The 19,647-nt window shown below is 50.5% G+C and carries 29 protein-coding genes; 9 read left to right on the top strand and 20 right to left on the bottom strand.

The genetic code is table 11. The features are described from left to right. Positions 1 to 70: 70 nt before the first annotated feature. From WG31_RS04790 to WG31_RS15785, 13 genes are all read right to left on the bottom strand, one after another. On the bottom strand, positions 71 to 2,632 hold the full coding sequence (locus tag WG31_RS04790; RefSeq protein WP_063353812.1) for a DUF927 domain-containing protein: 2,562 nt from the start codon (positions 2,630 to 2,632) through the stop codon (positions 71 to 73). Further along, positions 2,629 to 3,012, bottom strand: a complete 384-nt coding sequence (locus WG31_RS04785) for a hypothetical protein (RefSeq protein WP_082823134.1) — start codon at positions 3,010 to 3,012, stop codon at positions 2,629 to 2,631. Before WG31_RS04785 ends, WG31_RS04790 begins: the two co-directional genes overlap by 4 nt. Before the next feature lie 103 nt (positions 3,013 to 3,115). Beyond that, positions 3,116 to 3,325, bottom strand: coding sequence for a hypothetical protein (locus tag WG31_RS04780; protein WP_123809130.1), 210 nt, complete (start codon positions 3,323 to 3,325; stop codon positions 3,116 to 3,118). Between the two features lie 11 nt (positions 3,326 to 3,336). After that, positions 3,337 to 3,585, bottom strand: a complete 249-nt coding sequence (locus WG31_RS04775) for a hypothetical protein (protein WP_006116136.1) — start codon at positions 3,583 to 3,585, stop codon at positions 3,337 to 3,339. Between the two features lie 816 nt (positions 3,586 to 4,401). Next, complete coding sequence (locus WG31_RS04765) at positions 4,402 to 4,740, bottom strand: SANT/Myb-like DNA-binding domain-containing protein (RefSeq protein ID WP_063353809.1); 339 nt, start codon at positions 4,738 to 4,740, stop codon at positions 4,402 to 4,404. Then, on the bottom strand, positions 4,737 to 4,988 hold the full coding sequence (locus WG31_RS04760; protein ID WP_063353808.1) for a hypothetical protein: 252 nt from the start codon (positions 4,986 to 4,988) through the stop codon (positions 4,737 to 4,739). The genes WG31_RS04765 and WG31_RS04760 overlap by 4 nt, the downstream gene beginning before the upstream one ends. After that, on the bottom strand, positions 4,985 to 5,245 hold the full coding sequence (locus WG31_RS04755) for a hypothetical protein (protein WP_063353807.1): 261 nt from the start codon (positions 5,243 to 5,245) through the stop codon (positions 4,985 to 4,987). Before WG31_RS04755 ends, WG31_RS04760 begins: the two co-directional genes overlap by 4 nt. Next, complete coding sequence (locus tag WG31_RS04750) at positions 5,242 to 5,829, bottom strand: hypothetical protein (protein WP_063353806.1); 588 nt, start codon at positions 5,827 to 5,829, stop codon at positions 5,242 to 5,244. Before WG31_RS04750 ends, WG31_RS04755 begins: the two co-directional genes overlap by 4 nt. Then, complete coding sequence (locus WG31_RS04745; protein ID WP_063353805.1) at positions 5,829 to 6,107, bottom strand: hypothetical protein; 279 nt, start codon at positions 6,105 to 6,107, stop codon at positions 5,829 to 5,831. Before WG31_RS04745 ends, WG31_RS04750 begins: the two co-directional genes overlap by 1 nt. Beyond that, positions 6,104 to 6,370, bottom strand: a complete 267-nt coding sequence (locus WG31_RS04740) for a hypothetical protein (RefSeq protein ID WP_063353804.1) — start codon at positions 6,368 to 6,370, stop codon at positions 6,104 to 6,106. Before WG31_RS04740 ends, WG31_RS04745 begins: the two co-directional genes overlap by 4 nt. Next, complete coding sequence (locus tag WG31_RS04735; protein WP_063353803.1) at positions 6,363 to 6,605, bottom strand: hypothetical protein; 243 nt, start codon at positions 6,603 to 6,605, stop codon at positions 6,363 to 6,365. The genes WG31_RS04740 and WG31_RS04735 overlap by 8 nt, the downstream gene beginning before the upstream one ends. Beyond that, entirely contained in the window at positions 6,602 to 6,850 is a 249-nt protein-coding gene (locus WG31_RS04730; protein ID WP_063353802.1) for a hypothetical protein, read from the bottom strand. The genes WG31_RS04735 and WG31_RS04730 overlap by 4 nt, the downstream gene beginning before the upstream one ends. Then, positions 6,847 to 7,020 (bottom strand): hypothetical protein, encoded by a 174-nt coding sequence (locus WG31_RS15785; RefSeq protein ID WP_167348733.1) that lies wholly within the window; start codon positions 7,018 to 7,020, stop codon positions 6,847 to 6,849. The genes WG31_RS04730 and WG31_RS15785 overlap by 4 nt, the downstream gene beginning before the upstream one ends. Before the next feature lie 136 nt (positions 7,021 to 7,156). On the opposite strand from WG31_RS15785, the gene WG31_RS16290 reads away from it, so the two are divergent. From WG31_RS16290 to WG31_RS04690, 7 genes are all read left to right on the top strand, one after another. After that, positions 7,157 to 7,399, top strand: coding sequence for a helix-turn-helix domain-containing protein (locus tag WG31_RS16290; RefSeq protein ID WP_063353801.1), 243 nt, complete (start codon positions 7,157 to 7,159; stop codon positions 7,397 to 7,399). Position 7,400: 1 nt separating this feature from the next. Beyond that, the gene (locus WG31_RS04720) at positions 7,401 to 7,667 is read left to right on the top strand and encodes a hypothetical protein (RefSeq protein ID WP_082823133.1); all 267 of its coding nucleotides are present in this window, start codon (positions 7,401 to 7,403) and stop codon (positions 7,665 to 7,667) included. Between the two features lie 4 nt (positions 7,668 to 7,671). After that, positions 7,672 to 8,109, top strand: a complete 438-nt coding sequence (locus WG31_RS04715; RefSeq protein WP_157884499.1) for a hypothetical protein — start codon at positions 7,672 to 7,674, stop codon at positions 8,107 to 8,109. Positions 8,110 to 8,142: 33 nt separating this feature from the next. After that, positions 8,143 to 8,634: a hypothetical protein gene (locus WG31_RS04710; protein WP_157884498.1), complete on the top strand. Its 492-nt coding sequence runs from the start codon at positions 8,143 to 8,145 to the stop codon at positions 8,632 to 8,634. Between the two features lie 208 nt (positions 8,635 to 8,842). Next, positions 8,843 to 9,358: a hypothetical protein gene (locus tag WG31_RS04705; RefSeq protein ID WP_063353798.1), complete on the top strand. Its 516-nt coding sequence runs from the start codon at positions 8,843 to 8,845 to the stop codon at positions 9,356 to 9,358. A 459-nt stretch (positions 9,359 to 9,817) separates the two neighbouring features. Continuing rightward, entirely contained in the window at positions 9,818 to 10,813 is a 996-nt protein-coding gene (locus WG31_RS04695; RefSeq protein WP_063353796.1) for a peptidoglycan-binding domain-containing protein, read from the top strand. Between the two features lie 110 nt (positions 10,814 to 10,923). Continuing rightward, the gene (locus tag WG31_RS04690) at positions 10,924 to 11,259 is read left to right on the top strand and encodes a hypothetical protein (RefSeq protein ID WP_063353795.1); all 336 of its coding nucleotides are present in this window, start codon (positions 10,924 to 10,926) and stop codon (positions 11,257 to 11,259) included. An 89-nt stretch (positions 11,260 to 11,348) separates the two neighbouring features. Here WG31_RS04690 and WG31_RS04685 read toward each other — a convergent pair whose 3' ends face one another. Further along, the gene (locus WG31_RS04685; RefSeq protein WP_063353794.1) at positions 11,349 to 11,870 is read right to left on the bottom strand and encodes a hypothetical protein; all 522 of its coding nucleotides are present in this window, start codon (positions 11,868 to 11,870) and stop codon (positions 11,349 to 11,351) included. Positions 11,871 to 12,471: 601 nt separating this feature from the next. Next, positions 12,472 to 13,518 (bottom strand): AsnC family protein, encoded by a 1,047-nt coding sequence (locus WG31_RS04680; RefSeq protein WP_063353793.1) that lies wholly within the window; start codon positions 13,516 to 13,518, stop codon positions 12,472 to 12,474. 68 nt (positions 13,519 to 13,586) lie between these two features. Between WG31_RS04680 and WG31_RS04675 the strand changes: the two genes are divergently transcribed. Next, positions 13,587 to 14,243, top strand: a complete 657-nt coding sequence (locus WG31_RS04675; protein ID WP_157884497.1) for a hypothetical protein — start codon at positions 13,587 to 13,589, stop codon at positions 14,241 to 14,243. Positions 14,244 to 14,330: 87 nt separating this feature from the next. On the opposite strand, the gene WG31_RS04670 is transcribed toward WG31_RS04675, so the two are convergent. The 5 genes from WG31_RS04670 to WG31_RS04645 all read right to left on the bottom strand — a co-directional run bounded on the left by WG31_RS04670 (position 14,331) and on the right by WG31_RS04645 (position 18,772). Then, on the bottom strand, positions 14,331 to 16,430 hold the full coding sequence (locus tag WG31_RS04670; protein ID WP_063353791.1) for a hypothetical protein: 2,100 nt from the start codon (positions 16,428 to 16,430) through the stop codon (positions 14,331 to 14,333). Beyond that, positions 16,423 to 16,902: an HK97-gp10 family putative phage morphogenesis protein gene (locus WG31_RS04665; RefSeq protein WP_063353790.1), complete on the bottom strand. Its 480-nt coding sequence runs from the start codon at positions 16,900 to 16,902 to the stop codon at positions 16,423 to 16,425. The genes WG31_RS04670 and WG31_RS04665 overlap by 8 nt, the downstream gene beginning before the upstream one ends. 186 nt (positions 16,903 to 17,088) lie before the next feature. After that, the gene (locus WG31_RS04655; protein WP_063353788.1) at positions 17,089 to 17,541 is read right to left on the bottom strand and encodes a hypothetical protein; all 453 of its coding nucleotides are present in this window, start codon (positions 17,539 to 17,541) and stop codon (positions 17,089 to 17,091) included. 1 nt (position 17,542) lies between these two features. After that, a complete protein-coding gene (locus WG31_RS04650; protein ID WP_063353787.1) occupies positions 17,543 to 17,725 on the bottom strand; it encodes a hypothetical protein in 183 nt (60 codons plus the stop codon). 336 nt (positions 17,726 to 18,061) lie between these two features. Continuing rightward, positions 18,062 to 18,772 (bottom strand): class I SAM-dependent methyltransferase, encoded by a 711-nt coding sequence (locus WG31_RS04645; protein ID WP_157884496.1) that lies wholly within the window; start codon positions 18,770 to 18,772, stop codon positions 18,062 to 18,064. 311 nt (positions 18,773 to 19,083) lie between these two features. On the opposite strand from WG31_RS04645, the gene WG31_RS04640 reads away from it, so the two are divergent. Beyond that, entirely contained in the window at positions 19,084 to 19,410 is a 327-nt protein-coding gene (locus WG31_RS04640; protein WP_063353785.1) for a DUF6538 domain-containing protein, read from the top strand. Positions 19,411 to 19,647 lie beyond the last annotated feature (237 nt).

Raw genomic sequence — 19,647 nt, 5'->3', positions numbered from 1 at the left:
TTTTCATGAAGCAGCACGGTAACACACTCCCTTTTGCTCCGTGTTACCGGTGTTACCAATCGACTGATCATCATCGGTCACCTCCGATAATGTCTCCGCTAACAATATAGAAACGGCCGGTTTTTGATGTCCCAGCCTCCCGAGCTATTTCAGCAGATTTAACCAACTTGGATGCTTTACCGTCCGGGCTGGGGATAAGATAACCCGCCGCGATAAGAGCTTGTGCTGCGCGCTTGGGATCAATGCCCTTGCAAACCACTTCACGCCATGATGTCGGGAAAATGAGATATTCCCACTTATGTCCCTCTGAGGTAGCCATGGTGCGGCGGTAGCCTACGCGGTTCAATGTCTTGCTATACGCATCCTCTTGACCTTCATTGCCGCCCAGCAAGGTAAAGCGACTTTCTCCATGTTGTTCTATGAACAGGCGCACCTGCTCAACTGCTTCCTGATCTTCCCCAGCCTGCGTTCCGCCACGATCATCCAGCCATGACATAAAACAGGCTTTCGCAGCCCGCGTAGCTTCTCCTGATGGCCACGGCAGAATCTTGTAAGCCACGGCCATTTCACCAGCCGCAGCCGCCAACCCAAAACGGCGCACAACAGAACGCACCTGCCCGCTTGTTGCTATGCCATTAGGTAGACAGTCCGCCTCAAACCGATCAACAAGACTCTTGATACCGGATGCGAGGCCCGCTTCATCGTCAGCCCGTTCTTTGACAAGAGCATCAAGATAGGCGCGACTGGCCGTACCATAATGGGTGCGCGCAGCCCTGCGGATATGGTCAGCAAGATCCCCGGCGCCAGGCATTCCGTGCAGATTTTCAAACAGCCCCATACCGGCTCCGGCATCTGCTTGAATACTGACAAGACGCACCTCCTGCCCCGCCATAACCCGACGGCCAGCCTCTCCCATCTTGGTGGCGAGAGTAACTTCACCCGTTGATAGGAACAGGGACCTCCATGTCTTGCGGGTCCGTGCTTCCCCGTTCCGTCCTGCGCGCTGCTTGCCGGTATTGTTGGCCAGCATATAGGTAATGTCCCCGACCTCGCGTCCGTCTGCCGCCCCCATCTCATCCAGAATCAACAAGGTGTCAGAAGTCTCGGCAGCGATGCCCTCTGTCCCATTTGTCGTGCCACGCCATGAGCGTATCTGCCCGTCCCTATCGCCCTTGCCCCAGACAGAGCCCGCCGCGAACAGGGCCGTAGATTTACCGGCCTGGCTGGCGCCAACAATATGAAAGCCGCCGGACTGCTCACCCATGATATCCAAAAGCGGCCCACTGAAAGCCACAGCCAAGGCGAATGCCAAACGGCTGTTTCCCACGGCGTAGACAGCGAGGTCGTTCTGCCAATCCTCCAGCTTGCCTGCCGTGGCATATTCCATGCCAGCAGCTGCGCGCGTTGTCTGAAACGCCACAGCCCGACGGCCCTCCCCCAATGTCATGCCATTGGGCAACACAAAAGCCGGTCCATTATCCGTCCTGTGCCAACCTGAATTGGTGACACAGCGCAGACGACTTTTGGTATGAACGGAAGCAATGAACTGACGAAGCTGTCGGGTAGCAGAAATATTGCAGTTCAGGCCTGCATCTTCCAGTTCACCCGCAATATCCTTGCCTTCCCCGTGCACCATTTTACGCGGAATGGACCATTGATGCGCGCGCCGGTCATGATCTCGCCAGTTGATCAGCAATCCCCACCCTGTCCCGTTTTCATCTCGTGTTTCAGCAACAACATCAAAAGCGGCACAAACCCATATGGCTGGTTTGGGAAGGCCATCTTCTCCTGCTTCTGGAGTGTAATAGAGGCCCCGGCTTGTCATACTGTAACCGGGCGGCATCTTTACATTGGCTTCTGCCTGTGGCGCGGCATCAATGAACGGGCGGAGGGCTTCCGCCACAGAGACCGCATCGCCTCCCGTCATTTCAAGGGGTAGATCATCCGCCAAGTCCCATTTGGGCGGCAAGGTATCGGGAAGCGCGACCATTCGCACAGACGCAGCCCCGGCATCCCGTAACGCCTCAATAGCATGCTCAGCATATTTCTCACCGGCCTCGTCATTATCAGGCCAGATCGTGACATCCCGGCCTGCCAGTGGCGACCAATCAGCGCTTCGGACGGATGTGCTCCCTCCGCTGGTGAGCACGACCAGATCGGGAAACAGGTCACCGGCCGCGCCAGCCGCTTTTTCACCTTCCACCAAAAGAACCGGTGCATCGGGCTGGGCTGCAATTTTATCTAGGCCATAGAGAGGCAACGGCTTGGCTGGTTGCTTCCAATGCCATCCGGTAACGTCTTGATGTTTCCCATTAGTGTCTGTCCATGCACGGCGGCCATACGTCAGCGGGCGGACTTCCTTTTTCGGAATACCATCTGCACCGGGTTTGCCATCGTACCGAAAACGAGCGAACAAAGGCCGCCCCTCCGCATCCCGATACACCCACATATCTGTGGCATTGCGGGGCTTCTCCGGTTCGGAAGGAGCTGGCGTCATCGGCTCCCAAATTTCTGCACCATGGGTATCTGCCGCAAGCCCACGGGCTGCCCGCTTTTCCATATCTGTCAGCGGTTTGAACAGACCGTTTTCATCTATGCAGGCCATGGCTGGAATATGCTGGGAAGTGCTCATTGCGCACCTCCTGCCAGCCCGAGCATTTTTGCCAGCATCACAGCGGCTTCATATTGAGAACAGTCCGCCAGGTAGGCGGCAAGGGAGACCACATCTCCGCCCCGCACATTGGCCTGCGCAAAGTCTGCCCAACGGCCCGTGTTCAGGTTCACACTAAAAGAACCGGGTTTCCTGTCACTCCGTTTGGGATTGCGCGCTACCCACTCGTGACCCTGCTTCTTGCCGTCTGGCAGCCAACGGCCCAGCAGCGCAGGAAGAATACCCATAGCGGCACGATTGACAGTTTGAAAGTCTATTGCCCTACCCAGATGTACAAAGTCCGAGCTTGATGGCATTTTATCAGCCATAATTATACGTCCCAGTCTAGCACCAGACGTCATTTCTTATTGGACGAAAACTCATCTTTTCTGTACAAGAAGAGAGCGGTTTTCTTCTTGTACAGAATGATAAGCAGCCACCTCTCAGAAATGACAGGTGGCTGTTTTATTTCGTGATGATTTCAGCATCTGGCAAAGACGCAAGCCAAGTTAACCCGGCCTGAAAATCTATAACCGTTTTGCGTCCAATCTTTTTCCCATGCAAAGATCCATCGCCTAGCTTGCGATATGTGTCCGTGCGGGACATCCCTGTACGGGTTATCCAATCACTAACCGACACATATCGTATATCGGCACGCGGAACCTTTTGATCCATGACCGCCTCCATCAGACGGCAGGAACTGCGGCACGGCGGCGGCGCCCAAGCGGTAGACGAGACGCAATAAGCGGCAAATCAGAACGACGTACAAAATAAGCACGTCCTCTTCGTTCAGTCGGAATACGGCCTGCCGCAGCAAAGCCATAAGCAGTTGACTGGGCATAACAAGCCGCAGTTGCGTCCTTCTCCAAACGAGCCTGATTCAATTCAAGAAGTGCATCAGCCAGATGCACCCAGTCATGTTTTTCTTCGGTCATATGACACCTGTCAAAACGAATTTAGAAGGTGTCGAACGAAAAATACGACAGTCATCAGGAATGAAAAACGATGTCTTTAATCGTTTTTGTCTTCCCAAAACAAAGTCAGTACGCATACAAAGACTACAAAACCGTTACCAAAGGTTTTTGTTCGTCTTCGTTCGTATAGATTGACCCAGGAAGTCATATCTATTCGTTCGACAAAGGCGTTTCATCATCGGAAAGCCGCTCTCGGTGTTGGCGCACCTTGGGCGGTTTTCTTTTGAATGTGGGGCTCCCGATCGGAGCCAACACATCTACCTAATATTCTTCAATAAAAGATCATTCGGCATTGATCACGCCTTCTCCATTTGTTCTATCTGATAAAAATCTGCGCTACCAGTGCCATACGCTTCGTTTCTCTTAAAATACGCCCTATATAAGCGCTTCATTCTGCGCGCATTGTTGTTGGTCACAGACCAAACAGAGAGCCCTCAGTGACGATTTACGAGGTTTTTACGGCATAAATAATGATCAATGGGCTGAAGGCATGATTGAGAAGACCAAAAACAGGGCCTTTCTGGTGCTCCTATCCATGCTCATTATGCAAAACCAGCTTTGCTTTCCATTTTCTCAAAAAGTCTTCACAGGAACGAAAAGACTCGACCGAAACATAGCCCTAATTTTCCTCACAAAAGACATCATCCTCATCCAACCAATTGCTGATATCGGCTGCCCAAAATCACCTTCGAACCCACACATTTTTTTTCACCAAGCATGATGCAGATATCGGAGAAGTCAGAGCATTTTGCTTCCATACTTCTCCGAATCGCATGCTTATTGATCGATGTCAGTGCTATCTCGCCACCGCTCCAAACCGTTCCATAAGCCTTTCATGATGACGGGATGCCCAATAGGAAGCGGCTCACTATTAGGTGCCCGCTCGGCCCTGATATCGCTTACCTTCAATTGAGGAGACGTTTCTGCTGCACTCTTATGGGGCAAGCAGGAATCCCCGCTTACCTTTTCGCCAGTGTAGCGCTCATACTGAAACCGACACATTGTATCAGACCGGCCAAGTTTACGCGCGATTGCCCGCCATGCATGACCTTGAGTGCGCAGGCTCACCACAAGGTCAATTTCCTCCTTTGTCCAATTTGAACGCCCATCCGTCACGATGCTGCCTCCGCAATGGCTGCGCATCGGCGTTCCATTTCACCGGATAGCCATTCCAGAGCCATGCCCACAGCACACATGCCGGGGCCGCTTTCTTCCGATCCCGTAAGCATGCCGTTGCTCATGGCCTGAAGGCATATCCCGATGCAGGACAATTCGCTGGTTGCGTCCTGAATGACGCTCAGCCGATCAGGTGTGACCACAGGGGTTTTGCACCGTTGTGATGCAGAAGTTTGTTTCTGGCTCATGCTCTCACCCCCGTAAGTGCCAGCACATCCCGCGCCAGACTGGCTTCCATACTTCTGTCATCTTCGGACACAAGAAGAACCAGACGGGCCTTACATTGCAAATCCTTGATGTTCCGGGCTTTGGTGTTCGCAACAGCGCGACAGGCCTGCGTGAAGCGACGGCTTTCCGTTTCTCCTTCCATGAAATTATGAGCTTTCCAGCTACGGCGATCAGAATTGATGGCAGCGACCGTGGCGGCCTGTATTGGAGTGGTCATGCCACTTCCTCCGGCTTGATGTTGGCTGCATGCAACAGGCTCCACCTCCGGGTTGCCTGTTCTTTGACTATGGCAAGACCAGCCTTGAGCTTACTGGGCTCCATGCCGCCAAAGACTTCCAAGGCAGCCTTGTGCATAGCCCGCATTTCTTCTTCAAACTCGAAGTGGGTGAACCCATCAAGGAACAGGTGATCTGTATATTCCCAGCCTGCACCCCAGAGCGGCGAAGGTTCTGGATGTGTGGTTTCCAGCCATTCCTTTGTGCCTTTGAGATAATTGGAAATCTGTTCTCGTGTTGATGCAAGGGTTAGTCCAGGTGGGGCTGGGCGCGTCCAATCCTGTATTGGCTTGTCATGGATTGCAGAAAGGCTGGCACATATCTGGCGGGCTTTGGTTATGTCACCATCCTTGGCCAATGGGTGCCATGTATCATCTTGGAAATGGATGCAGGGCCAGAACACCCAGCCTTCCTTGTCATCTCCCAATTCCTGAACAAAAACCCCGCGCACATGCTCCCATGCGATGAAAGCAGTCGGGTTCTTGAGATTGTCCGGCATATCCTTGGCGCTGCTATACTTTGGCATCACGCATGCCCTCCGGCTTCTGTTTCCATCAGGATTTGACCCAGAGTAAGTTCCTTCCAGCGCTTAATACCGGCCTCTGAAATTGTCTGTGCCAAAGCAGCAGTTTGCTGTGTTTGAACTCTGCCATTCTGGTAAGCAGAAAACCCAATGGCGTAAGCGGCACCTGTCAGATAGTCAGCCAACTTTGCGGCACCTTCTCCATCATGAAAGGTCTGTTCGGCTATTTGCTGCCCGATGAATTGCAAATTGATATTCAAGAGTATGGTTGTCTTACTCATGCCGCTTCCTCCGGCAGCATCCAGCCGGGCACGTCTTTCGCGCCTGTATGTGCTGCCAGCAGATCCAGATGATCCCGCAACCGATGGCTCAGCCAATGGAGAGCTTCGGGATCGGTGATGTCGCATTCATCACAGCTCCATCCGGCTGTCACTTCCACTATAAGGGCAGCCATCATCCGTGCGTCTTTCAGGACAGCCTCCTGACTCCGCATGTTCTTGACAGTTTCCTGTTCGAAACCTGTGAGAGGCATCTGGTTATTCATGGCCACCTCCTCGCACACTGTAGCCGCTCACATTGCCGAGGCGTTCCAGCGTTAAGCAAAGTTGGTCTGCCAACCAATAACGAGCAGCCGGAAAAACCACTTCATTCTCTGGCTGACTTAAATCATGCAGCGCCTGTGCGATTTTCTCGGCTTTATCGAGCAGCAGGCGTGGGTTTCTATAGTTGGCAAGATGATCATGCTCGGCTTCTGTCATGGCCGGTGTCGGGTTGCTCATCGCGCTGCTTCCTTCGCTTCAGAAGCCACGGCCTGCTTCAAATTATCCCGAATATTTCCAACGGAGCGTGCCAGCCAAGACAGACCATCACCCCAAGCCGCTGCATTTGCATGTGTGGGGGCTGGGTCGCTCTGCTCATCCATGCGCTCATACAGTTCACGCATCATCATCAGCATGGCGTTCTGGATTTCACCCAGACTGGCTGCTTGATCTATGAGAACAATATCTGCTGGCATCTTACTCATCGTACAGCCTCCAGCTTCTGGGCTGCGTGGCCAGTTACGACAGGATCAGAAGCCCCCATTCCCAACAGCGCCAGAGCAATAAGAGCTGGCGCCACCAATGCGGGAAGGCTTGTACAGAAGATACGGAATGCCCATGTGTGTATGGGCGTGCTATAGGCACGGTTAGCCATGGCCTGCTCCTCCTACGAGCGGTTTTGGTTAGGTCGGACGGAAAGGCTCCTACCCCTTTCGTTCGACCGCTTCGCTATTGCGAAGTGGTATTTACAATGTCATTATGATTTTTGAATTGCAAGCGGAAATGATACTGTGGATACCATAAAATCATCACAGATAAGAGCAGCTCGCGGCCTCCTCAATTGGACACGTGATCAGTTAGTCGCGGCCAGCGGGGTTCCTAAGAGCACATTAGTGCGCGTGGAAACAGAGGCCACGACCCCCCGTCACTCCACACTTACAGTCCTCCGCACAGCCTTGGAGGCGGCGGGCGTTGAGTTCATTGCTGAGAACGGTGGTGGTGCCGGGGTCAGGTTGAAAAAAGGGAATAGTTAGAATGCCTCGAAAATTGATCCGTTATCGTGTGCATAAGGAAGGCGAGCATAAAGGTAAGACGGAAATTTACCGCCCTGAACCTAACGAAGAGGGTTTCTATGTTCTGGGCGATCCTACGCATGGCAAAATGAAGCACCATCGAAAGCATGCTGTTTATACGCTTGACCGCATTACAGCAGAGAGGTTGGTCGAATTGGGCTTTCATTTGCGGATGAAGGGCGAGCTTACAGGGCAGGTTAACCTGATTTCACCTTCTTCGATTGAATAGTATTATGGCAGCTTCAATATTTTCCCAAGATAAGCAACACACAGCTAAAGCAGGGCTGGCGTATGTGACATGGCAGTTGGCCCGTCGGGATTGGGAGGTCTTACCTGCATCAGAAACTCAAAAACGATCTACTTTGCTTAAGGTTACGAAAGAAGGAATCAGTTCCCCTTTTCTGATCCAATCTCGTGCATTTAGCAGCCAAGCCGCAGTCAGTCTTGGCACGGATATCACTGGGGCAGACAGTCTCCCGTTCGATTGGATGGCGATTACCATCAATGTGCGCTCAGAGACGCCAACATGTTTTTTGCTGAACCGGCAGGACGTGATTGAGCGCATGAAGCAAGACCCTAATGGACCGCTTTATTGGGTAGATCCCCCTCGGTATATTGATCAGCAGTTCCGCGCGCGATGGGATGCGCTCGACGGTGTCATCACCACATAAGGCTGTGGGATAAATTGAGTAGAGGATGCTGACTTGGGTGATCTGATCACTTATCTGACAATGGACGGGCAAACTTATATCGCGCCTCAAGTGAAAATAGCATTTGATGGCGAACATGGCGGCGCGTGCCCAGACTATGTTGCGCTTGATTTTAGGCGTCGTCATGTCATCGTGATTGAAGAAACAGAAGCTTGGAATACGCGGCCTCTTTGTGAGCGCATTCGCAATAGGAATACGCGTTGGTTCAAACCTTTGGCAGCCTTTATGCTTGAAAAGAGCATTGTTACTTCTGACTGGGGAATGCGCTTTCTTGGTGTTGTCCGCCCCGATCGTATTAAGGCGTTTGAAAACACCTTCCCCTTGGATGGAGACGTAGCATTCGTATCAATTGAGGAGTGTCAGTTCTCGTGGAAATATTGGGATCACCGAAGAGATAGCGGTCTTCCTGGCGGGGAGCCGGGCACATACCAAGGAGGACAGAGTGTGGGTGAGTGGGCGTCTTGGCCAAAAGCGAAAGCACCATAGGCCCGAAAAAAAGCAGGCATTTATCATGGAGCGGGAGAAAGAACGCCAAGCAAGAGAGAAGCAGGAAATTAAATGAAAGACGGGGGTTAGGTCCGCATTTCCTTTCTCCTCCCCCCGCCATGCGTACATGAGTGCTGATTCATGGTTTGTTCATCTTACGAGACTCTGAGGGGTACGGGCAGTCTTTTTATTTTAAAGGAAGACAGAAATGCCCTTAAATTACGAAAGTCTAGACGAAACAACCCGCAAATTTATGCAGGAGGAGGTCGAAAAAGATACCGAAAACGGCACAATTTACTTGGGTTCTTATTTAAACGAAGAGGGCCGTATTTTGTGGCCATCTTTACTTTTAGAGGCCGCAGAAAAAGGCGATGATGCTTCCCTTGCTGCAAAACTGCGCGATGAAAATTTACTTAAAACTCATGCGCTGCGCGCAGGAAAGACGGTATCAGTTCCGGTCAACGCCGCAGATACGCTGTCTGAAGGTGAGTTCAATCGCTATTATGCGCGCGGCGTGTGCCTTCATGCCATTAGTAATGGAGGAGATGATGTAACGGTGTATCGCGCACGCACTTCATCAAATCCGAGACGTAGCTCCGAAGCAAAGATCGGCCTTAAGTATGATCCTGAAGAATTGCTTAAAGACCTGCGGGAAAACCCCGGCGTGGACACAGCTCTAGGGTTACCAAACGGACCCAACTCTGGGTTAAGCGTTAAGTTGTAATCTTTCCCTCCTTCGTCATTTTATAGACTGTGTCATAATCTTCTCGCTCCATCAGAAACAAGTCTGTGTCGCCAGTTAGCCCGACACCATGTTGGTTACAAAGGTCTGTTAGGCCAGCGAGAAATTGTTGCATCCGCGTCGTGCCATTTCGATAAGTGGATGACGCATATTCTCTGGCTCGTTGTTTTGCGTCCGGGCCAGAGAATATGGCATGGTCTACTCCACCCGCTCCGTCGGTATTTAAAGCCTCAACATTCCACTGCTCAGTATGACTGTCAGAAGCCTGATACACTGAGACGCTTTCGCATTTGCGCATTAAATTTTTACCCTCACTTCAGCCAGTTGAAGGACCCCTGTCCAATTTGGACAGCTTAGTACTGGAGACCATGAGGTACAAGAAGAAGTTTCCCCCGCCGCCCGGTACCGCTATCCTGCCAAGAGATTTGACTGGAGACGGATTTGAAACAGATTCTATTATTGGCGGCTGTAATCGCAGCGCCAAGCGTGGCATGGGCTCAGGAATATAAGCCTGATTTCAACTGTTCAGCAGACCATTCCAAAGACAGCATTGCCACGATGCTTTGCCAGAACAGCGAAGCTGCCAAGCATGAGCTGGTTTTTGACCAGACGTATTACGCGCTGAGGCAGATCGTCGGGAAAGCTGGCTGGAAAGCGCTTAGGCAAGAGGCGATTGCTGATGATGACGCACTGAAGGCGTGCGTTGCGCCTGATGCAATGGACGGAACTTTACCAAAGGCCGATCCACAGTGTTACATCTCGAAGATGGACGAGATAACGCAGAAGTATAAAGCTCGCTTGTCCGGAAGCGCCTTAGAAGAGGCCAATCGCCCGATAGACCAGCATATAGCATTGCAGCAAAAATTTATTGATCTTGGATATCTTCCCGCTGGCAGCATTGCTGACGGTGTGTACGGAGAAGGCACGAGAGAGGCTATCTCCACATGGCAGCGAGTATCTCACCGGCCTTCTGATGATGGGTTTATTTCTGATGCTGACGCAGTTGTATTGTCAGGAGCCAATGCACCACAACAAGCGCAGATATCTTCTGCGCCTCCGGTAAATTATGCCCCGCCACAGCAGCCTGTAGCATCGGCTCCAGCCGATCCAATATCAGGTATTTGTCACGGACAACCGCAGCCTATGAACTTAATTATAGGTTTTAACGATCCTTACGCCGCTAAGGGAAAATGCTACGAGGTCCTGATTGCGTCCCGCTTTGGTCGACGTCAGTGGATTGATGAGAACACCGTTCTGATTATTGATAGCCTGCCATCAAGCTCAGAGGCTTATGAAACGATCGTGCAGGATCCAAACGGTCACATTCAGTATGGTAAGATCGCAATCGTGATAGGTGTTGACCCCATCAAATACACAGCAGCTTCTGGGGAGATGATCGTTGCTCCCACGCTTGAAGTCATCAAATACGTGAACTGACCTTTATAATGTTGTCTGCCCGCGTTTCGACTGCGTAGTCTTTAAAAGGTACCGCTTCAGCAAACCTTATTCTGGCTGAGTAAGATAGCAACATTGAGCAGGAGGAGTGCGTGACAGACCTGTTTCCCACCCTGTTGACTCTGGCTCAGGTGTTGGAGCACCTGAAAGGCATAGTAGGGCGCACCTACTTGCTGCAGCATTTAAGGATGGTGCCCGAGTTTGAGGGGCACCCTACACATCGGCGGATAGGGCGGCGTATCGTCTTTTATCCAGCAGATGTTCAATGCCTGCTGTCTAGTTTGGAGGAACGCCCTGAGCGGCCTTTGAGGCATTCACACAGCTCTTTTGAACCATCAGCAGACAAAGCATATGATAAAGCGGTAAAACTTCTGAAAAAAAGGCGCGCCGAACTTGCTGTGCAGAAGAAAGCTCCACGGCGGAGGTAGCTTGGAGCAGCCACCTTCGCAATCAACTCACCAGTAAGAAACATGTGGGCGACGTGTTCCTGTGGAGGAGAGATATTCTGTCAGATATATTATTTTGTATTCTTTAAGTGTACATCAATCTCTGGATTGTAATCAGATGCAAATTTCCATCCGTCTGGGTGGTCGTAGTAAATTTTTTGGCTCCGGCTTAATATGGAAGCCAGATTAGTTCTTGGTCGTGCCCCATGAATTTCAAAACCGGCATTATTTATAGCGGAAAGAAGTTCACCAATTGATAATGGGCGTTCAGCTTTTTGAATTGCACGGATCGCGACTTTTTCTATTTTTCCGGCGCGACTCTGAGGACGTAATCCTGGGCGTTTATTAGGCTCTCCGCCCTTCATTACCGGTCGTCGGTAACCATGGTTAGGGAGGTGCTTTCCTGCTGCTGTATAATGTTCGTAATAAACTAAGAAATTCTCTAAATCTTTAATTTTTTCGCAGATATCTTCGCGCTTCTTTTTTTGTTGTTCGTATAGGGTTTCTAAAGCATCAATTCGCGCGCTTTGTCTTTTAGCCGCTTCACGGAGCGACTGAAGATCGGCCATGATGCGGGCAACAACAGCGTCCATGGTGACGTACGTTCCATTATTCAAGAAAAAAGTTTCGCTCTTTTCTCTAGTACCAGCATTGACCCACTGTTGTAAATTGCAGTATGAGATTTTGTGGCAGCCGTCATCTTATACGCTGTTCTTTCCTGATACCGAGGCTGGACCCCTCGGCATCATGAAGGGAGGTGAACAAAGATGAGCAAACGCATTACATGCGCTTGGCCTAAAGCGGTTTCTGTACGTGAGTACATCCGCTTTCGGCTTGGTCGGTGGGAGACTGTATGTCCCCACTGCCGGTCATATCCTACTAGGTAAGCGGAAAACTGCGTAGTAGGTTAGATGACGGCTGTCACGTAGGCTCATCTTATACATGGGCTGCTTACGTTTGCAAGAGGCGCAACGAGAGCGAAAACAACTCACAACGATCGTTGCGGCAAATCTCTCATGAAAATGACGCTTGTGATCTCGTAGAATAATCAAGACCACCAACTGTAGAAGACGGATTTGTTCACGCTGGTGCACTGAAAAATTGTCGTGGTTAATTACAATAGCACCTATAAGCGAAACATAACGTGATGTCTGGTCACCATACGACTCACCGTAGAGAACTAGATATAGCCCATCATTGACGGCATGCCTGTCGAACAGTCTTCTCGATCCGCCTCTTAATATTCCCAACCGTAGTAGGTGAAACCCCTACCATCTGGGCAACTGCTCGAAATGGCATGCGCATCCCTTCCGCAGTTTGCAGTATCCGCACCACCTCCGCCCGGCGCTTTGTAGCAGTGTCCAAATTGGACGGAGAGGTGGCGCGGTTTTCAGAGTCACCCGCGTTTCCATCAGAACTGACCGAAAATCCTCGGTCTAGGAGAATATCCCCTGCCCCACTAATTCCGGGTTTGAGGCTTTCCTCAGCATGCAGCCGTTCCAAATTCCGCAGGATGGCAGCACTATCATTGTAAGTGCCCTGACTGGCTTCCTGAAAGCGGAGGCGGATAATCACATCCGAGATATTACGGGCCTCAATCTCTTTGTTGATCAGATCGCCTAAGGCCCAGTACCGGAAGTCAGCACCTTGGCTGAGGTAATTATACTGGTTGTTGCCGTCTGCGATGTTCCGGTCATCATGCAGCTTCTCCCAATACTCATATTCCACAATGGCATCAGGAATGGTGTCAGGCCAAGGCTTGACCGTAGCAAGGGCTGCACGAACCTTTGCCGTAGGGCCGAAGTGCTCGCCATCCCATGTATCACACTGCCCAGCCTTTCCTTTCTTGTGGAAGGGTTTGATCGCCGCATCATAAGCTTTCTCTTCTGCCATATGCGCAAACACGGCCTCTTCTGAACCATAACGTGCCAGCACTTCATCAATCTTGGCACGGTTGGCCATGCGCCATGCAACCTGCCTCTTCCGTTCGGCCCTTGCATAAGCGCGTTGATGCGCTGGATTGCTCATATCGTAGAAGGTGAAACCACCGGCGGAGGGCTCCGGCTCATCATCAAGATACCCCTCCGTCAAAAGCAGGTCAGGCACATCTGCCAATGTGTAACCATGGGGTTTAACCAGCGCCTCTGCCCGGTTGCGTGCTGCAGCCTGCTCTCCTTCAGTTCCCTGCTCTGCCAGAGTCCATATCTTATTCAGAAGATCGAGATTGAGTTTCTTTGCCATTTCACCTGCCTTTGTCCAAAATGGACAATATCAGTGGGCAAGATGCGGTACAAGGAAAGGCGTCCAAATTGGACAAAGATAAAAAACTATCAAACGCCACACCAAAACATATTGCCTTGGCTATTATATCTTGGTTGGTTTGTTTCTCAGCAGCGCATGCTACTGGTCAGGCAAAAATATGCGCTCAAAGAGTTGCGTTCAATAGTAGCGACTACACACAAGAATACGAATATGGCCCCATTATAGTGCCTGAACGCGCGGTATTCGAGTGGGCAGGCCATTCTTTTGCTGGTCCAGAAGATATTCGCGATACATTGCATATGGCATCAGATCCTGAGAGCGAGCGGACTTGGCCATCTATTCCGATTGCCGAAGAAAAAAGACGCCATGAACTGACACAAGAGGACACTGCTCCCAGACACCCGTTAACAACGATTATAACGCTCAAAGAAGCAACGCTAACTTACTCCCACCCTTGCGCTCTTGTTCCCGTAAGCCTCTTCGTAACGAATGACTGGGGAGAGGAAGGTAAGACAATAAATCCTGATAACATAATAGTTTATCAAGCCGATGGAGTCTGGGGGAACGATCACATTTTAACGGAAGAAGGAACACCAAAATCCTTTGAGGCAAATGTGCAGTCAGGTAATATCAATGCAATTATAACGCGCCCCGTCACAGAATACTTCCCTGCCTATAGTAAAGAGATGCAAAGCGGCAAATAACAGCACACCTTAACCAACAGATGCCCCTGTATCCTCGCCTTTATTGCCATTGGCCTGCTATCAATCATATTTCTGAGTTACCTCCGATCAATGCCCCCACGGCACTCCCGGCACCCGTGGCGTCGAAAGTGGATCGGGCATCGAGTTACTCGCCCGCATTTCGCGGTCAAAAGTGCGCTGGACTTCCTGCATCACATAAGTCTGAGTGTTATCGGCAATCTTCTTGCCGTCCAGGTAAACAGGGGCGTTTACCGTAACTTGGGTAGGTTGCTGCTGCGGCTGCCGCACAACTGAATTGACCGGCTGTAAATTGTCCTGTGGAGGAGCGTAATACCGTTCACGATGATGCCACCACTGGAAAGGATCCAGCTTATCCTTCCATGTGAGAGGTGCCCCATCATCATAATTCAGTTTATGATCCTGCTGTTTCAGATAGTTTGCAAGCTCATCCAAACCGACCGTAGCTGCACCAGTTACCGCACCCGTACCCGTTCCAAGACCCGGCACAACAGAAGCCGTTGCTGCACCGGACACGCCTCCGAAAAGAATAGGTTTGAGCCAACTTGGAATGGCCGCGGATACCTTCCCCAGAAAGAGGACGAATGATCCAAGGGCAGAAGCGATATGGCCGATTTCCTGCATAAAGGTGGCCACATCCTTAGGATGAGCATTCATATAGTTAGACATCCTGTCCAGACCATCAGTCATCTGGTTCAGTATCTTAACCCCCGGACCCGCTTCAAACTTCCCTAGTGTCGTCATAAAGCGTGCAATGGCAGCATCCAGAACCTTTACAGAGCCGGAGGGACTTCCCAGAAGCGCTGCATGATTGGCGTTCATATCCGTACGAGCCACAGCCTCCGCCTGCCGATCAATATTGCCCTGAGAACCCTGTATTTCGTTCAGAATGGCGCCAACGTTCCTTCTCTGTGTATGTTCGCTGATCTGCTGCCGAGTAAACCTGCCAAGATATTTTTCAGCAAACCCGATAGGATCAGAGTGCAGCAAGGTATCCGCAGTTTCCGACAACCTGCCGTTTTTTCCGTATAAGCCATGTTCCGTCCACCAAGCCTTATCTCTTTTGCGCATGGTCGGCGCACTTCCCTCAAACAGAGAAACAAATGACCCGATCGCTTGAGATGCTCTTTGCGGATTGGTTTCTATGAAGTGAGCAGCACGCGCCAAGCCTACTGCTGACATATCCTGCCCAACAGTGCCTGTGCTTTTGAAAAACTCCCGGATTGCCCTGCCTGTTGTAAACCCGCCTCCGACATCAACCAGAGCCTGTGTAATTTCAGCCTCGTGATACATCCGTTTCAGATCAAGCTGACCAGTTTTGCGGTTATAGAAACGGTTCCCAATATCCATACCGGACACAATCATTCGGGCCTGCTGCTGAGCATCTTCGGATGATTTCCCACGTAGGATCATGTTTTCTTCAATCTGCCCAAGCAGATCAGTGATGACAGGCTGCTCCTCCTTCTCACCACCAGAAAGTGCATACCCTTCTGCTGAATTCCGCGCTGCATCGTAAGGAGACAGTGTTTTGTATTTCCGTAGATTATCAGAGGCACTGTCCTGAATGACCTTCATCATGGCCGGATCTGTTCTAACCCTGCTGTCACTCAGCATGATGTCATAAACCTGCTGCGTACGGGCATACGCGTCAAAAGACGTTTTGGCCGTCTCATAGAGTGCAGTGCCACCCACAAAGGTCGCGATGCCTGGTGATTTGTAACCAGGAATATCGAAGCCAACAGCACGCCGCAGATAAGAAGGTTCCTTGTGGGAGGCCCCACCCCCTCCGACACCAGAACTTCCGCCACTTCTCGCACCGTTACGAGGCGCCGGCGCGGTTACCTCTGCGAAAGACAGCCGTGCAGATTCCTCTGCCATCAGGCGTATCTGCTCGCGGGCCTTGGCAATAGAAGAAGAAACCGCATCAAACGAAAAAGTCGCAGACTTGGCGCTGGATAATAGGCCTTCCAGCCCGGCAACGTTGAGCTCCTTCAGATACTTGCCTGCCTTTTCGAGAGAAAAAGCCTGCTCGCCTATCTCCTTTAGCAAGGAACGGTAACGTTCCCCATAACGGATAGCTTCTGCAAAACCGCGAGTAATGCGCTCCAGAGTTTGCGGAGCATCTGTAATGAAAAGATACTCGCCACGGACGGTATAAGTCTCAGTCATCAACATCACTCTCAAGCGCGGTGATATGCCCTGCCATAGCAGCAGAAATACTTTCCGTCAGATGTCTTGTTATGGTTTCTGTATTTCGGAAAATCGCTGGGCCAATGACCGGGCGTGGCGGCTGCTTAATAGTACCCTCTTCAAACCACTGGGCTGCATTACTGGTGCTGCCCAGAACGATCTTGTTGCCCTCTACACTGGCCTTATAGCTGTCACGCATAGCGCCTGTCCGTAGGCCCGGATCATCTGGGGTAAAGCCCTTTCGAATACGATCGTCCATGGTGCTATCTGCTAATGGTGACCATGCAGGAAACGGGCCAGCCGCTTCCTGATAATGACCCACTTCTTCACGAGCTTCTTTCTGCAGATGAGAAGCTTCATGCTTCATGGCAGTTTTAAGCTGCGCTTCCAGCCTTACGGGGGCTGAGGCCAGATAATCCAGAAAGCCTTGCTCTGTGAATTCTCTAGCCATTTTGTGGAGCGCTCACGAAATCCATTTCCCCTGTATGGGGATTCCATGATGCCATACCCGGCATCTGCCACACCAGGTTAATATTTGAAGCAGCAATTAACGCAGCTTCTGGAAGCGTTTCCTGCACACGAAAAGGGATGCCGCATCTAGCCAGAAAAACTGCCCGGCCAAACTCAGCATCCTTCATCAGTTTCCCACCGTAGCCTTAACTTTTGCAGCTTCTGCCTGTTCCTCAGAGCTTTTGGCGATTTCAGCTTTTGCGCGCATCCATGCCATCAAACCAGCATCATCCAGACGGTCCAAGAAGCCCAGAAGCTCATTCCTGCCACGTTCAGGTGGTTCAGGAATCGAGTCCATATCTATGGCGCTGATTGCAGCAAGAAAACCAACACGCCCCTCTGCCGTAACCTGCTCACCAAAGGATTCCATTGCACTGATCCGCTGCCCAAGCGGTACTTTCTTACGGAAAGATGCCGTATGTGCCAGACCATCAGCTCCGGTCCATTTTACCTCGAAGGTATCAGTAGGCGTGCCATTTATGCTGCAAACCCCCTGCTTGAAGGAAAATCCCTCCGGCGCAGGAGGTAATCCATCATCCTTCTGAGTGCTGGCCTTATTTTCTATTGTGCTACCAGTCATTTCACGCTGCCTTCCCAGTCGGACAAGCCATCGATAAACGCACTGATTTAGGAAGCACAATGACCTTTGCAGCAGCAATATGCACCATATCCAGACCGCGCTTGGTCTTTAGAATATTTGCGATAGCTTTGATATGTTCCGGCGGAGGTGTCTGCGTAAGAGCCTGAATAATACCGTAGTTCATTCCCATAAATCCTGCCCTCCAAAAGCTTAATGATGTTGGGGAAATGATAGTACGGAGGGAAGAAAGGTACAAGGAAAAGCGGGAAGTTTAGGACTTATTCTTGCTGGAGTTCTTACTGCTTGCATGCAGCAATACGAACATCACTATGACAAGCAGTTTGCTAGGCGTGTCGGCTTACGCCTCAGAGCAGACATAGAAATAAGCTTATATCATCAGCAAGCGGACGTGCCCAAGCTGTCGCTCTACTGTTAACAACGTAATGACCAGCGAGGAATGTTTCCTCCAATTCGACGGGAGTTTCCCGCAAATCGTTATAGTGATCCGATGCGGCGAAGCTTACGTCCTCTGAGCAATTAGCGAAATAATGATCGGATTAGTGGCACCTTGCACCAAATTGGGGTTATGAGCCGCACCATAGGTAAAATCACTTCCTTCCCTAGGCCAATCGAACAGCCTTACATCAGTCACTTTAAAACCAACCTGATCGAAAACATATGTATTATAATTCTTAGCCTGACTATCTTTAACCTCTTGATCGGATAAATGTGATACCTTTTTCCCTCGATAGACAAGATTGATTGTATTGACAGTATCAATAAGTATTTCTTCGGAAATGATAATATCTTCTAGTTTTTCTCTATACAGCTTTGCTTTTTCGGTTAACTCGGTCACTCCCTCAGTTTTGGAAAATATATCCTCACCACAACCACCGAGAAACCACCCTACAATCGCATTTGGTTGAAAGGACGATATTATTTTTTTATCGTTTTCGGTAAGGGTAAATAAATTGCACTCGTGGATCGTAACATTACTAGCCACACAAACATTCTGACGCGCCGCGTCAATAAGGTGAGGATTGTTGTCAAGAGAGAGAACTTCATGTTGTTGGATCAATTGTGACGTTCCTTTTCCAGCCCCACAACCGATTTCCAAAACTCGCCCTAATGGTACTGCTGCTGCAAGTTTTTCGTAAATGCCATTGGCCTCCAAGAGGTCCGTCTCTTTTATCCATTGTTCTGCATACGAGTGATGATTGGATATAGTCAAAATATTGTCTCCTAAATTTCATGGACCGTAAGAAGGCAAGGTTGCCTCTAAGCCTCTCAAATATTTAGGCTAGATCAATACTATGAAAAATTAAAAAGTCACAGCAATCTACAGTTTTTTTCAGCCAAACGATTCTTCTGAGAATAGGAGGTACGCGTTCGAAGCACAACTTATTCGGTTTCGGATCCCTCCACCATCACCTAAAAATCCTTATATTTCAATGAGTTATACACCATCAAAGGTAGCAAACTGCTACTCAATCGGTAGTAGTCGGTCGTAGTCCTTCAATGACCAAGAAGGCTCCTAGCGATATGCACAGCTTAAAATTAACAGGTGGCAAAGCCTATTCAGCCCGCCTCAGTATCCCTAAAGACCGCTGGCAAGATGTAGGCCGTGTTTACAGCACCAAGTCAGGGATAAAGCAGGAGATCATTCGCTCCCTGCAAACCAGAGACCCAAAAGAAGCCATAAAACGGCGTGATAAGGCCCTTGCAGAAATGAGGGCAGAAATTGACCGCCGCTTAACTCAGGCTGGTCTTAAACCCCTGCATGGCAATTGGTGCCCCGAATGGGCCACTGAGGACAAACTTGTGTCTGATGTGCCAGAAGCCACAAAAACAGGGATCAACGCGCATTGAACTGGCGGAAGTTACCCCCCGTCAGTCGACTATCAATGCCATTCATAGCGCCTTAGAGGCCGTTGGCGTTGAATTCATCGCTGAGAACGGTGGTGGAGCTGGAGTTAGGTTGAGGAAAGACAGCGCGTAATAGCCATGGTTTATAACTGGTTCATAATACTCATACTGACCATCATGCTTGCTGGCTGTGCGCAACAACCTCACCATCGGTCTGGTGATACGTCTGCTTGCATGAAC

Source organism: Acetobacter oryzifermentans (assembly GCF_001628715.1).
In the GTDB taxonomy this organism is placed as follows: Bacteria; Pseudomonadota; Alphaproteobacteria; order Acetobacterales; family Acetobacteraceae; genus Acetobacter; species Acetobacter oryzifermentans.
This window is presented reverse-complemented; position numbering and strand designations above follow the sequence as displayed.